Source organism: Pontibacillus sp. ALD_SL1 (assembly GCF_017355605.1).
The window spans coordinates 2,795,789-2,809,742 of the sequence record NZ_CP062974.1; the positions used below are offsets into that span (position 1 = coordinate 2,795,789).

16 protein-coding genes are annotated in these 13,954 nt (G+C 40.4%); 2 read left to right on the forward strand and 14 right to left on the reverse strand.

Annotated features, from left to right (window positions below):
• Nucleotides 1-43: 43 nt before the first annotated feature.
• The 9 genes from IMZ31_RS14200 to IMZ31_RS14240 form a co-directional block, all read right to left on the reverse strand.
• A complete protein-coding gene (locus tag IMZ31_RS14200; protein WP_207527974.1) occupies nucleotides 44-280 on the reverse strand; it encodes a hypothetical protein in 237 nt (78 codons plus the stop codon).
• A gap of 135 nt (nucleotides 281-415) precedes the next feature.
• The gene (locus IMZ31_RS14205; RefSeq protein ID WP_207527975.1) at nucleotides 416-1,096 is read right to left on the reverse strand and encodes a metal-dependent hydrolase; all 681 of its coding nucleotides are present in this window, start codon (nucleotides 1,094-1,096) and stop codon (nucleotides 416-418) included.
• 55 nt (nucleotides 1,097-1,151) lie between these two features.
• Complete coding sequence (locus IMZ31_RS14210; RefSeq protein WP_207527976.1) at nucleotides 1,152-2,687, reverse strand: polyamine aminopropyltransferase; 1,536 nt, start codon at nucleotides 2,685-2,687, stop codon at nucleotides 1,152-1,154.
• Nucleotides 2,688-2,937: 250 nt separating this feature from the next.
• Entirely contained in the window at nucleotides 2,938-3,333 is a 396-nt protein-coding gene (locus tag IMZ31_RS14215) for a DUF350 domain-containing protein (protein WP_036784388.1), read from the reverse strand.
• Nucleotides 3,334-3,353: 20 nt separating this feature from the next.
• Nucleotides 3,354-4,028, reverse strand: coding sequence for a DUF4247 domain-containing protein (locus IMZ31_RS14220; protein ID WP_207527977.1), 675 nt, complete (start codon nucleotides 4,026-4,028; stop codon nucleotides 3,354-3,356).
• Between the two features lie 81 nt (nucleotides 4,029-4,109).
• Entirely contained in the window at nucleotides 4,110-4,778 is a 669-nt protein-coding gene (locus tag IMZ31_RS14225; protein WP_207527978.1) for a PspA/IM30 family protein, read from the reverse strand.
• Between the two features lie 19 nt (nucleotides 4,779-4,797).
• On the reverse strand, nucleotides 4,798-5,307 hold the full coding sequence (locus IMZ31_RS14230) for a DUF4178 domain-containing protein (protein ID WP_207527979.1): 510 nt from the start codon (nucleotides 5,305-5,307) through the stop codon (nucleotides 4,798-4,800).
• Between the two features lie 166 nt (nucleotides 5,308-5,473).
• Nucleotides 5,474-6,592 (reverse strand): alanine dehydrogenase, encoded by a 1,119-nt coding sequence (ald, locus tag IMZ31_RS14235; protein WP_207527980.1) that lies wholly within the window; start codon nucleotides 6,590-6,592, stop codon nucleotides 5,474-5,476.
• A gap of 169 nt (nucleotides 6,593-6,761) precedes the next feature.
• Nucleotides 6,762-7,529: an SDR family oxidoreductase gene (locus IMZ31_RS14240; RefSeq protein WP_207527981.1), complete on the reverse strand. Its 768-nt coding sequence runs from the start codon at nucleotides 7,527-7,529 to the stop codon at nucleotides 6,762-6,764.
• A 77-nt stretch (nucleotides 7,530-7,606) separates the two neighbouring features.
• On the opposite strand from IMZ31_RS14240, the gene IMZ31_RS14245 reads away from it, so the two are divergent.
• Nucleotides 7,607-8,941, forward strand: a complete 1,335-nt coding sequence (locus IMZ31_RS14245) for a purine-cytosine permease family protein (RefSeq protein ID WP_207527982.1) — start codon at nucleotides 7,607-7,609, stop codon at nucleotides 8,939-8,941.
• A gap of 20 nt (nucleotides 8,942-8,961) precedes the next feature.
• Here IMZ31_RS14245 and IMZ31_RS14250 read toward each other — a convergent pair whose 3' ends face one another.
• Nucleotides 8,962-9,120 carry a hypothetical protein gene (locus IMZ31_RS14250; protein WP_156969168.1) on the reverse strand — a complete coding sequence of 53 codons (159 nt, stop codon included), beginning with the start codon at nucleotides 9,118-9,120 and terminating at the stop codon, nucleotides 8,962-8,964.
• Between the two features lie 115 nt (nucleotides 9,121-9,235).
• Between IMZ31_RS14250 and IMZ31_RS14255 the strand changes: the two genes are divergently transcribed.
• Nucleotides 9,236-9,682, forward strand: coding sequence for a universal stress protein (locus tag IMZ31_RS14255; protein WP_207527983.1), 447 nt, complete (start codon nucleotides 9,236-9,238; stop codon nucleotides 9,680-9,682).
• Nucleotides 9,683-9,750: 68 nt separating this feature from the next.
• Here IMZ31_RS14255 and IMZ31_RS14260 read toward each other — a convergent pair whose 3' ends face one another.
• The 4 genes from IMZ31_RS14260 to tpx all read right to left on the reverse strand — a co-directional run bounded on the left by IMZ31_RS14260 (nucleotide 9,751) and on the right by tpx (nucleotide 13,874).
• Complete coding sequence (locus IMZ31_RS14260) at nucleotides 9,751-10,581, reverse strand: EcsC family protein (RefSeq protein ID WP_207527984.1); 831 nt, start codon at nucleotides 10,579-10,581, stop codon at nucleotides 9,751-9,753.
• A 260-nt stretch (nucleotides 10,582-10,841) separates the two neighbouring features.
• Complete coding sequence (locus IMZ31_RS14265) at nucleotides 10,842-12,032, reverse strand: acetate kinase (protein WP_207527985.1); 1,191 nt, start codon at nucleotides 12,030-12,032, stop codon at nucleotides 10,842-10,844.
• Between the two features lie 127 nt (nucleotides 12,033-12,159).
• Nucleotides 12,160-13,146 carry a class I SAM-dependent methyltransferase gene (locus IMZ31_RS14270; RefSeq protein WP_207527986.1) on the reverse strand — a complete coding sequence of 329 codons (987 nt, stop codon included), beginning with the start codon at nucleotides 13,144-13,146 and terminating at the stop codon, nucleotides 12,160-12,162.
• 230 nt (nucleotides 13,147-13,376) lie between these two features.
• Nucleotides 13,377-13,874, reverse strand: coding sequence for a thiol peroxidase (gene tpx / locus IMZ31_RS14275; protein ID WP_207527987.1), 498 nt, complete (start codon nucleotides 13,872-13,874; stop codon nucleotides 13,377-13,379).
• Between the last annotated feature and the right edge of the window lie 80 nt (nucleotides 13,875-13,954).

Below are 13,954 nucleotides of genomic sequence, written 5' to 3' on the forward strand. Positions count from 1 at the left end.
ATATTCCTTCTTAGTGTTATTATACAGATGAACGATCATGGCTTCAATTTTTACCAAGAGAAAACTGCTTTTCTTCTTTTACTTCTTCTTCTCTATACACAAGCTGAACCCGCAAATTTAGTAAAAGCGCTAGGTTTGCCCCAATTATCATAAACAAAAAAATAAGCCAAGCCATCCAAAAATAAGACCCTGCCGCACTACCCTGTACCTGTACGGAAGGCCACGCTACATAAAACAGAAAGCACGCTAACAATAATCTTAATAATGCATGTTGTCTCATCTCGTCCTCCACCTCCGTGTTCTTGTCCTAATTATATGAAGTATCAAAGCAGAACATGATGTAGGAAGAAAGAGATTCACAAAACAATGAGAGCCTATGTTATTAAATAACATAGGCTCCGAGCATCCTTATTTTCTAAAGAGTCAGTGATTCACCAACTTGCAAGACTTTTCCAGCTCCGCCTTTTATTCCTTGAGCAAAGGCTTCACCGTCTTGCTCGATAAGAGGGAAAGTGTTGTAATGAACGGGCACAACGTGTTTAGCTTGAAGCCACTCCGCAGCTAATGTTGCATCCTCTGGTCCCATTGTAAAATTATCACCTATTGGCAAGAAAGCTAAATCAATGTTATTTCGTTCACCAATCAGTTTCATATCACTAAATAACCCGGTATCACCTGCGTGATAAATCGTTTTCCCTTCGTAGGTGAATAGGATTCCTGTTGGCATACCTGTGTAAACAATCGTTCCGTCTTCCTCTGTATAAGAAGAACCATGAAAAGCTTGTGTAAACTTAAGCGTACCAAAGTCAAACGTATGCGCTCCTCCAATATACATTGGGTGAGTGTTTAAACCTTTATTCCCCAAATAAGTAGCGAGTTCAAATGGAGCAACAACAAAAGAATCATTTCGTTTAGCAATCTCCACCGTGTCTCCAACGTGATCGTTATGACCATGGGTTAATAAGATAACGTCCGCTTCAATTGTACTAGCATCAAGGTCGCAGTTTCCCTGCTCCGAAATGTAAGGGTCAATTAAAATCGTATGTTCGTTTGTTTCAATTTTCACAACAGAATGTCCGTGGTAGGATACCTTCACAGAAAACCTCTCCTTTTAATCAATTAATAGTACCTTCACTTATGTCTTTACCCGTTTAGTAGTTCTTCCATGCTTGTTCATACTTTTCAATTAAATGAGGATCAATTAATGTATTTGGTTTTAGTTCAATACCCTCAATCTCCCTATCTTCATCCTTCCCAAAAACAGTCAGTGCTTCAAGCATATCTTGAGTTAGGTAACGAGTTGGAGCCTTTATGGAAAGCTGATCCATCCTTGTCGGAGTACGGCTTGCCAGTACAAATCCCCAGTTCCCAAAACTCGGAACATCAATGTGAAGATTCTTTGTATGTAATCCCGTTGAAGCAATGGTCTCAGATATCGTCCAATAAACGGATGTTGCAAATACAGGACTCGTGGCCTGAACCATGATGGTGCCTTCACTCTTGAGGTGATTTCGAACGAGAGAATAGAATTCCCATGTATATAATTTATTTAAACTCTCATTATTAGGGTCAGGAAGATCCACAATGACAACATCATACATTTCTTCTGATTGCTTTAAATACTTAAAGGCATCTCGATTTAAAACACTTACTCGACTATCACTTAAAGCATCTTCGTTTAGTTGCAACAAATGAAAATTTGTTTGGGCAAGTTCTGTCATTCTAGGGTCAAGGTCTACGACTGTAATGGTTTGAACATCCTCATATTTAAGTATTTCTCGAACCGCTAACCCATCTCCTCCCCCAAGAAGCAACACGTTTTCAGTAGAGGAGGCTTTAGCCATTGCAGGGTGTACCAGCGTTTCATGATAGCGGTATTCATCCGCTGAGCTAAATTGTAAAGCTCCATTTAGGTATAGTCTTGTATCTCCCTGCTCTTTCGTTAATACAATTCGTTGGTATGCAGTGTCCTCCATATGTATAATTGGATCCTTGTAGAGCTTTTGTTCGAAAGAGAAAGCCATCTCCTCACCAAATAAAACACCAGCGATAAGCATGACACCGATTAGCGTGCCAGCCGCCATATGTATCTTTAGATAAGAGATTTCTTTTCGAAACAACCAAAGAACCAATAAAGCAACAAAAAGGTTAATAACCCCAACGACAAATGCACTTTTCACCATTCCCATTTGAGGACGCAGATAAAAAGCAAACAGTAATCCACCAATCAGCCCACCAGCATAATCTGAGAACAACACACGAGCTGTGGAACGATTAAGTTCTACACCGATCTCATTTGCCTTACGTATCAATATAGGTAGTTCTACACCAGTTAAAGCACCAATGCTAAATGTCACTGTATACAAGAACAAAGCTTCAGACCCCTCTGGAGCAAAAGCAGTGATTCCAAACATAAGAAAGCTTGAAAACCCTCCAATTAAGGCAACCGCAAACTCCACACGAACAAAAGCCGTAATTAAATCTTTCATAATCCGCTCACTAACCGAAGCCCCAACCCCCATTCCAGTCAGGAAGAGAGATATCGTTAGCGTATACTGTTTCACACCATCTCCTAGTATGTAGGACCCAAGCGCTCCGAATAATACTTCAAAAATAATGCCACAGATTGAAACAATCCCAGAGGCCCAATAAATGAGCTTACTCTGCCTCACCGCCTTCGCCTCCACACATATCCCTCCTAACAGCTTAATAGTAGAATGACCAAACCGACTTTGTGCCTCAGTGTCCGACACGATAAAAGTGCTTGGGCTGGCTGGCGGACCACTCGCTTTCCTGCGGGGAGCTGGGAAGCGAGTGATTTCCCGAACCACCTTACGCGCAATTACAGCAAACAGTCACGTTATCTCAGTTTCGAGTATTCAACAATTCTCCCCAATAGAAAAATCCTTCACCCCATAGGGAGCGAAGGGTACGTGTCTAGGTTATCGAAGCTCCTATTACAAAAGCAAGACCAATGGATACTCCCATCGTAACGATCCCAACAGCTATATTATTTTCTTTAAGCTGGTCCTCCACAGAGAAACGACGGGTCATGAATTCGAATAATAGATAAGCGATCATTTGTAAGAAGACCCCATACGCTCCCCAAATTAATGTATCCATCAGCTGTAACGAGTGATAAATAGCAAATGATAAAATGATACAGATCCCTATTATTTTACCAGCAATGGATAGAGCGATTGCTGTATTTCCGTTTTTTATTTCTTCCCAATCCTTGTATTGTTTCGTTATCTTCTCAAATATTAAAAGTCCGATAAACACTACTACGATAGCTACTACAAAATAGTAAAATGTCCATAAAAATGGCTCCATGAATGATCACCCTTCTTTGGTTATTTTCCTGTTCCTGGCCCGCCACCTCGACCACTAGATCCACGTAAACTTCCTGCCTGACCCGGTCGGTATTTACTGCTGGAATAGCCTCCATAACATCCACTACTAGCACAAATTCTTTTTCGCTTCTTCCCCCAGTCGTCGACGTCAAGAACTTCATCTAACACCCACAAGGCAAAGAAACCGTTAAAATAATTAGGTGAATAATTATCCCTTACAAATCGATCACTGGCTAGTTCGATTAACACAGCATCTTCATCTTGTTCACTTTCTTTAAAGCTTATGAATTGTTCAGGATAAATTAATATCTGCTTCCCATTCTTGATCTCACTCTCTTCATCAGGAGGGAAGGCATCGGTTAAAGACGTAGTTAATTCTTGTATCGTAAATTGCTGCGTCACGTATATACGAGCTTCTTGATTCGAAGAAGATCCTTCTACCACATCCAAAAGCGGAAATACTGAACTGACTAGTTCCTCAGGAGAAGTATTCTTCTTGTTTCTTATTTGTTCTAGCATCTCTTCTTTAGGGGGTTCTTCAGGAAACGTATATGTACGAGAACCAGACATCCCACTGTTCGAATCACCAATACCTTCATCAAACGGTTCCAGTCCCTGGCTACATCCAGATAAAGCAACAAAAGAAAGAATAATAAGAATAAAAGCGCCCCTCATTTTTTATTCACCTCCATCACATACAATTTCCTCACAAAGGAAGGGCCAGCTCCATTAGAAGCAGGCCTCTAAAGCATCTCCTTATTCTTTCCCTAATTTCTTCTTTAACTCAGCTAATTCGTCATCGACGCTATCCTTTTCTAATTCTTCAAATTCGTCATCCAAGGAACGTGATTCACTCGACAAATCTTCACTTGTTTCCGCCTCTGCTTCATACTTCATAACCTTTTCTTCCATACGCTCGAACCCTCGCTTAGATTCATCACTTGAAATACCTGACATGGTACGATTCATTTTCGTACGTGTCTTAGCCGATTCAGCTCTTGCCTTCAAGGAATCTTTCTTTAATTTCATTTCCTGATATTCTTTCTTCATTTCATCTAACTTTTGTCTTAAAGATTCAGAATCCGATTTAGCCCTTTCCCAGGATTCCTTCAAAGAATCATATTGCTCTTGCTGATTTTTCTTATCTTGTAAAGCGCGTTTGGCTAAGTCTTCATTCCCAGCTTCAATGGCCTTTTCTGCTTGGTCTTGACGCTTCTCTACTAGCGCTTGTGCATCGTCATACTTTCTTTTTAACATCTTTTCATTAGCAATTTGTTTAGCGACTGCGCTTTCTGCTTCACGTATATCCTTTTCCATATCCCTCATAAATTGATCTAACATTTTCACAGGATCCTCTGCCTTATCAAGCATTGCATTTAATTCAGAGTTAACAACTGTGCCTACACGTTTAAACAGTTTAAACATAAGAAAATCCTCCTTTTAATTATGAACCCGCAAGTATTTTGATCTCATATTCTTCAACGGAAGTCCCAAGGCTTACTTCTGTTCCTGTTCCCCATGTTTCTACACTTAAGAATTGCTCACCATCTGCATCACTATAATCCCCATAATGAGTTACACGGCCATCGATATTCTCACTTCTTCCTTCTCCACTAACATTCGCCTTACCTTCCTCTTCTAAGTGATAGGTTTGGCCCTCAAATTCAAGCTTCTGAGGAAAAGGTTCATCAAGCGATAAGGAAACGGTCTTATAAATACCTAACTCTAATTCATCGTCCATTTCAGCAGAAAGCCATATCGTATTCCTTCCTTCTAAAAGTTGGTATGCATACCATTTATAAGAACCATCCTTGTAAGTGATTTTGCCTACCACTTCATAATCCATTAAATCGTAAGTAACGATATCCCCAACTTGTATCGTTAGGGGCGTTCTATCTTTCACATCATTTTCCTTCGGCTTAGATTTCTGAAACAACTTTGAAAATAACCCCAAGCTCCATCACCTCATCTATTGGATTGGTTCTATACTCCTCTTATACGGACGTAAAAGGTTTGCGTTTCATTTATCTGGTAAAAAATGATTATTCATTTCATTCATACAGCGGTTGAATGGTACACGATAGGACAGACCTTTTTTTAGCCTGCCCTCTTCACCTGATCTATTCGTTTAAAAGTTCATGAACATTACAATACTCAAGTTCATGAGCTTCAGCTACTGCCTTATACGTCACAAACCCTCTCAGAGTATTGATCCCCTTCAACAAAGCTTCGTTATCGAGACTCGCTCTTTTGTATCCCTTATTAGCGAGTTGCAACGCGTACGGCACGGTGACGTTTGTTAACCCAATCGTAGAGGTTCGCGGAACTGCTCCGGGCATGTTCGCGACCGTGTAATGTAAAACACCATATTTCTCATAAGTCGGTGCATCATGGGTAGTAATTCGATCTGTTGTCTCAAATATTCCACCTTGGTCAATGGCTACATCTACAATCACCGAGCCATCCATCATTTCTTTCACCATGTCCTCCGTAACGAGTTTAGGTGCTTTAGCACCAGGAATAAGAACAGCTCCAATGACCAAGTCAGATGTTCGCAATTCCCTTGCTATATTTAATGGGTTCGACATTATCGTATTAATCGAAGACCCAAATATGTCATCAAGTTCCCTGAGACGCACAGGACTCAAGTCTATAATTGTCACATCTGCTCCAAGCCCCATAGCAATCTTTGCAGCGTTTGTTCCAACAACACCACCACCAATGATTGTCACTTTCCCTCTTCTAACACCAGGAATTCCTCCCAATAGAATTCCCATACCACCTTTTGACTTTTCAAGAAATTGAGCTCCAATTTGAGAAGCCATGCGCCCAGCTACCTCACTCATCGGAGTAAGAAGAGGCAATGTGCCATTAGGTGCTTGTACTGTCTCGTACGCAATAGCAACTACTTTGTTATCAATTAACGCCTTTGTTAATTCAGGTTCAGGAGCTAAGTGTAGGTATGTAAATAGGATTAGACCTTCATGGAAATGTTCAAACTCTTCTTTAAGAGGCTCTTTCACCTTCATAACCATCTCTTGGGACCATGCTTCTGAAGCTGTTTCAACAAGTGTAGCCCCGGCGTTTACGTATTCTTTATCCAAGAAGCCAGATCCGATTCCTGCGCCAACTTCGACAACAACGTCATGACCCGCACTCTTTAACGACATAACCCCAGCAGGTGTCATAGCTACTCGATTTTCATTGTTTTTAATTTCCTTCGGCACGCCAATTTTCATTCCTTACCCTCCTATTGAGCTCTTGCGTGAAAAACTGCCTCACTTAATAGCAAATATTTTTGTAAGCCTTTTCATTGTAACAAAATTACATTACGTAGCTCTACTTTTTAAGTCACTAGTACTACAGCAATTAGCGGACTGTATTACAGTTGCCTTATACAAGAATGGACTATTTAAATTGACGGTTCTTATGAATAACATCTACCCCACCAGTTACTTCCATAATCGTTCCTGTTATCATATCTGCATTTTCATCACTTAAAAATAGAATAGACCTTGCTATATCTCCTCCTGTTCCAGAGCGACCAATAGGCGTTTTTGGATCAACAATTTCTTTCCCTTTTCCAATAGATGCTTCTTTTAAATCCCCTTCAATTTTCCCAGGACACACCATGTTGGAAGTGATTCCATACTCAGCCTCTTCAAAAGCGATAGACTTAGTAAGAGAAACAAGCCCTGTTTTAGCCGCAGCAAAAGCTGCTCGATACACCCAGCCAGGGGCGTTAGTCGCGTCTTGAAATCCATAATTAATAATGCGGCCGTAATGTTGCTTTCTCATAATGGGAACCACAGCCTTTAATAAGTAGAAGACAGCGTCTAAATTTCCACGAACCATTGTATCCCATTCATCTTCTGTGTAATCCATTAGTTTCTTACGCTCGAAAATGTATGGTCCTGCATTGTTAACGAGTACGTCAACACGTCCGTACTTACTCATTGCCTCATTCACTAAGTGTTCAATGTCTGCCTTATTTGTTACGTCTGCTTTTACAGCATGAATTCGTTCTTTTATAGAAGTATACTGCTCTAACAGCTCCTCAACTTTCTCATAATTGTTTCGATATGTAAGGGTAACAGAGAAGCCCGCTTCTAAAAATTCTTCTGTTACTCTTCTTCCTAACCCTTTCGCTCCTGCTGTAATAATAGCGTGTCGCATGTACTCTACCTCCTTTTATATTTACAATTTCTTCTGTATATATGTACAATTAATGTGCTAAGAGAGGAAGTGACGTTATGGATCAAGCAGCTTCAGCTAAGCAATCCTTTGTAGAGAGAATTGGCTTAGATGCAGTACCTGCTTCTGAAAGAACAACACCTTGGTATCAATATGCCATTATTCAAATCGCCATATCCGCTAACGCTGGTAATTTTCTGATTCCTGCTTTGGCTGTGCTAAAAGGAAACTTATCTTTCCTTGCAGCTGTATTCGCTACAAGTATTGGTGCAATTTTAGGATTTATTTTTGTATCACTCTTATCTTATCCTGGTTCTTTATATGGAATCCCATCTCAGTACGCAATTCGTACGATGCTTGGAGGTAAAGGGGCCAGATACATCTCTTCTCCTATTCGTAGTATAACATCGCTCTATTGGTTCAGTGTGCAAACGATCGGAGGAACGTATGTCCTTCAACAATTAATTGTACGTATGACAGGAGAGCAATATCCATTTTTAATGTTCTCGCTACCCCTCTCCATCCTTATGGTACTCTTAGCTATTGTAGGATTTGGTGCTGTCAAAAAAGCTACCTCTTACTTTCTACCACTATTGCTGGTAGGAGAAGGTGTGATGCTTTACTTATACTTTACTACAAATAAAGCTTCTAGTTCACTCGTTACGCTTTCACCTGAACAAGGGCACGGCAGTATAAGCATGATGGTCTTTTTCGCTAGTTTAGCTTTCGTACAATACGTGTCAGGGGTTAGCGCTTCAGCCGATATGACACGCTACGCTAAAAGTCCCAGACAAGGGGCTCTTGGCTTATGGATCGGGAATAGTATAGGGTTCCTTATTACCGCCATCATCGGCTGTAGTTCAGCCATTCTATTTAACGAATTAAACCCTTACGTTTCAGCAAGTAATGCTACCAATTCACCTTGGTTTCTGGGGATTATCACGCTTACAGCCATGGTCTCCATGATTTCGATTAATATCAGCAACGCCTATACAGGTGGGTATAGTTTACTGAATACCTTCTCAGGGTTATCGAGAGTGAAAAGCGCCGTGATTTTTGGATCTCTAGGTGTGTTATTAAGTTCTTATCCCACCCTTGTTAGTGAGGCAGAGCAGTTTATCTCTATACTAGGCGGATTTATTATTCCTATTTCAGCTGTTATTGTTGTAGATTTTTTAGTGATAAAAAAAGGAGTATTACCTTTTGAATCCCTACAAAAGATTAAAAAAGAGCAAGCGATCTATAAACTTCCATTATGGTTTGTCTTATTAGGAAGCGCCCTTTACTTCCTTCTTCCAGACGCCTTTTCACCTGGTTTCATTACATTCGTAGCCGTTGGGTTTAGTTACTGGATTGCCGCAAGCAATAAAAAACCTCATCCTGAGTTCGTGTAAGACTCAGGATGAGGCATTTTTTATCGAGGTTTGATCCCTTTTAATTGCTCACGTTCACGCTGAGCATTTTCATCAATATAGCCACTTTGATAGCTGTCACGAAGCTGACTCGCTACCATGTTTTCCCCTTCGGCATCATAAGTTAAACCTAATTTGTTCTTCTTATCTTTGTTTTGCATATCAAGCACCTCCACAATTGTAGTATGTCACAGTTTCGACTTAATCCTCCCCACACCTTTTACCAATTGAGTGCGCTTACATGATATAATAAAGGAAAGAAGGGAGAGATGTGTTATGTCTTTTGAATACAAACGAATTGTCGTAGCCGTTGATGGTTCTGATGCATCAGAGTATGCTTTTGAAAAAGCCGTTGAAATTGCTAAACGAAATGATGCAACATTATACCTTTCTCATGTCGTAGATACACGTGCTTTTGCCACTGTTGAAGCATATGATCGTTCGCTTGCAATCAGGGCAGAAGAGTATGCAACAGAAATCTTGACCAAATACGAAAATCATGCAAAAGACCAGGGTGTACAATCAGTTGTTGTAGACGTTGAATACGGATCTCCTAAAGTAAAGATCGCTAAAGAAGTTGCACCAAAATTTCAAGCGGATTTAATCATATGCGGAGCAACTGGGTTAAACGCAGTAGAGCGCTTCTTTATCGGCAGTGTTTCTGAGCACATCACCCGTTATGCAAGCTGCGATGTACTCGTTGTTCGTCCTGATAACTCATAAGCCTTAATGTAAGTGAAAGTAAATAACACTAACCAAAACAAAAAAGCTCAGACATGATGTCTGAGCTTTTACGTTGAAGAACCCTGATACTCTGTAATATGGCGATATTGGTAAAAACGAAGAGCAAAGGAAGTGACCTGCTTCGTTAGTTGGTAGTTGGCGTTCGCTCCGATGACCATACTTACAAGTGGAAGCCCCTGTATGATCTTCTTTCTAAACATAAGGATAAATAAAGATTTCATCCCTTGTTTCATTGGCTGTTCTAACCACGTTTCATCAGTCAGCTTCTCATCCCCTTCGTATATAAAGGGAGATGTATGATTGGAGAGTTCAACTTTCAATTCTTCCCACGCTTCTTTCTGTAATCGTTTCGGGAGTGTAGCTGCGTGAAATACCTTCAAGGATAACATCATTTCATACGGATGATTGATTTCATATCCAAATGTTAGTCCGATTAATTGGACAGCCCTTACATTCATTATCATCATTAGAGGGAAATCAATTCCTAATAGCAACCAACCACCTGTACCTGTAAGTCCTCCTTGCGCAAAAGAATATAACTTTCCTTTTGCGATCTGTTGATGAGCTAAATAGGTGAGCTGATCAATTGGAAGTTTTCGCATATCTTCTAAGTACTCAATGTCAGATCGGAAAATTCGTCCGCTCGTTAAAATTCGTTGCCTGGCCTCTGTTTGAAAAGCAGACCCTTGGATATAGGCATGTGTGTGAAACAACCACTGATCAAACTGATTAAAAAAAGTCTGTTTCGCTTTAGGATTCACATTGCGAAACGATCGCTTCATCCATTGATCATATAGTACTGTGAAATCAGTCGACTGATAATCTTCCCATTGTTTCTCCCAGGCCTGTATATCACTCATGACACGCTCATTACTCATTACTCCACCCCTTATCCGTAGCGTTGCTTCATCTTTATTTTAGCTTTATTCACTAAAAATTGCGAGCGTTTACAAAAAGCAGGAAACTCATGGTCCCTATCTTTTACAATTAGGGTATTCAACTTCAAGAGCTTAAAGTCACCTTCTAGTTGAAGGTCGGGGAACATACAATTTTCTCTCTCAGGCAAGGGTAAAATAAAATTAAAAAATAACCTTCCCATCTGGAAACCAAATAGGAAAGGTTATTTTAGAGAGAAATTCTATTGAGTTAAACGAACCGTGTCACGCGCGATGACAACTTCTTCGTTCGTTGGGATGACCATTACTTTAACTGGAGAATGAGGGTAGCTAATGAACGCTTCGTCTCCTTGAATTCCTTTGTTTAATGATGGGTCCCAGTATACGCCCATGAATTCTAAACCTTGTAGGACACGTTCACGAACAGGAGAAGAGTTTTCACCTACGCCTGCAGTAAAGACAATCGCATCTACGCCGTGCATGCGAGCCGCGTAAGAACCGATGTATTTGTGAATACGCGCTGCGAATACTTCAAGAGCTAATTCTGCACGCTCGTCGCCTTGGTCTGCTTTCTCAATGATATCGCGGATATCACTAGAAGAACCAGAAAGAGCAAGCATTCCACTTTCTTTATTTAGAACGCGGATTACTTCTTCAGCTGTTTTACCTGTTTTGTCCATGATATATGGGATTAGTGCAGGGTCAATGTTACCTGAACGAGTTCCCATTGTAACACCAGCAAGTGGTGTGAAGCCCATGGATGTATCTACAGATTTGCCACCTTCAATCGCAGCAATTGATGCACCGTTACCAATATGGCAAGAAAGGATGCGTAGCTGTTCAATTGGACGGTTTAACATTTCAGCAGCACGCTCTGAAACGAACTTGTGAGAAGTACCGTGGAAACCATATTTACGAATGCCATACTCTTCATAGTACTCGTACGGCAGGCTATAAAGGTAAGACTGCTCTGGCATGGACTGGTGGAATGCCGTATCAAATACAACAACCGCAGGTACATTTGGAAGCACTTCTTGGAATGCACGAATTCCTGTAAGGTTCGCCGGGTTATGAAGAGGAGCTAATTCAGAAACCGCTTCGATTTCTTGAATGACTTCTTCGGTAACGACAGCAGAATCGGCAAAACGCTCTCCACCGTGTACAACACGGTGACCAATACCGTCAATTTCATCAAGGGATTGGATTACACCTGTTGATGTTAGCTTGTCTACTAGCAACTTTACAGCTACTTCGTGATTCGGAATATCTGTAACGGTTTTCTCTTTCTCACCGTTCACTTCAATCATAAATACAGCTTCATCTAAACCAATACGTTCAACAAGACCTTTTGTAACAACTTCTTCAGCAGGCATCTCGATTAATTGAAACTTTAGAGAAGAACTACCCGCATTAATTGATAAAATTTTTGACATTTATTTCATCCCCTTAATACTCTAGGTTCATGATTACCATTTCCCATTTAACCACCCGCCATCAAGCTTTTCAAGACAATTCAGGAATTGGAAACGGTTTCTGGTTGAAATCTTTATTTTCTGAAAATTACGACGTTCTTTCCGACTTAAACCAATCGTTAATTTGGTTAACCATATCATTCATTGCCTTTGCATTTTGGAACGAAGGAAGCTTAGCCATTAGAGCTTGCTTAGGCGCATTGGTGTCTTGACCTTTTTTCTGCACGATGAAGATACTCTTACCAAATTTCTCATTCTTGAACATGGATTCAGGTAGTTGCAGGACACCTACAATATGAACGTTCTCTTGTAAGAAGGCGTGCAGCTGTTCTGATTGGTCACTATCAAATAAAAAGTTCGGAATTAAGAATAAAGAGTAACCGCCTTCTTTAACATAGTGTAACGTTTGTTCAATAAACAAGTGGTGAGCATACGAATGGCCTTCTTCTGCCTTTAATTTGTAATTAGCTGCTTGCAGATCGTCGGGGTAATACCCTACCGGAAGGTCCGCCACCGCAATATCCACTGGTTCTAGTAATAACGGGCGTAGGCTATCCTGGTGGAAAAACTCCACTTCTGCTTTTTGTAAATTGGCGTTTAAAAGTCCTAATTGAATTAAAGTAGGGTCGACTTCACTTCCGTATGCTTCAACCGATTGTTCCATTTGATTTATGATTGCAGTAAGAAGGTTAGCTGTGCCTGTTGCAGGATCAAACAATCGAACCGCTTCTTGTTCCCCAAGCACTTTCTGAATTAAATAACCCATAAAAATAGCTACAGAATCAGGAGTGATCAAATGCTGTTGCTGAGTTGATCCTTTCATCCCTTTTAAGATGGCAAGCTGCAAGCCTTTACGAATTTCTTCTTTTTTGAAGTTTTCAATTTGGATGGCTTTAATCTTTTCGGATAGTTGACCTTGAAGGCTTTCACTATAATCTGTAGACGGTGACCCTTCAAGAAGGACCTCTCCCGCTAAGGGGAGCAATTCTAAATATGAAAGGTCGATTTCCTTACCGATTAATTCGGCCGTTTCATCGAGCCATGTATATAATAATTCAACATGAGACTGATCCATGTTTATTCCTCCTATCATCACGTTCAACTTTACTAGTTTAGCAAATGCATCGTAAGAATACCAAATTAGAGGCTACATCTTATTTAAGGCTATGTAAAGAGACAAGCTTATTCCATAGTCTTTCTATTAACAAAAAGGCTAGGCGTCTTGCTACCCCTAAGTTGCATACAGCTTTGTATACAAAGAAAGAAGAAACCAAGATGCCTAGCCCTTTTTAGCACGTCTAGATTCTATTGAGCGTCTTTTGCTGCAGAAATTGCTGCTTCGTAATCAGGGTGATTTGTTGCTTCTGATACATATTCAGCATGCACAACTTCATTTTTGCTGTTCACTACAAATACAGCACGTGCAAGAAGGCGCATTTCTTTAATTAGAACGCCAAAAGCTTCTCCAAAGTAAGCATCACGATGGTCAGAAAGCGTGTCTACGTTTTCAATACCGTTTGAACCACACCAGCGACGCTGTGCAAAGGGTAAGTCCATGCTAATCGTTAGAACATTTACATTGTCTAACTGAGCAGCTTCTTCATTAAAACGACGAGTCTGGGCGTCACAAACTCCCGTATCAATTGATGGAATGACACTAATTAATTTAATCCCGCCATATTGCTCTAGAGAAACTTCTGATAGGTCATTAGCAAGCACTGTAAAGTTAGGAGCTTTGTCTCCTACTTTAACCTCGTCACCAACTAGTGTAACAGGATTATTTTTGAATGTAATAGATGCCATGATGCATTCCTCCTCTAATGATCTGTATGAAAGCTCTTCAGAATCCTTTTTATGTATAAAATAAGGAAAGAGCCTGACCC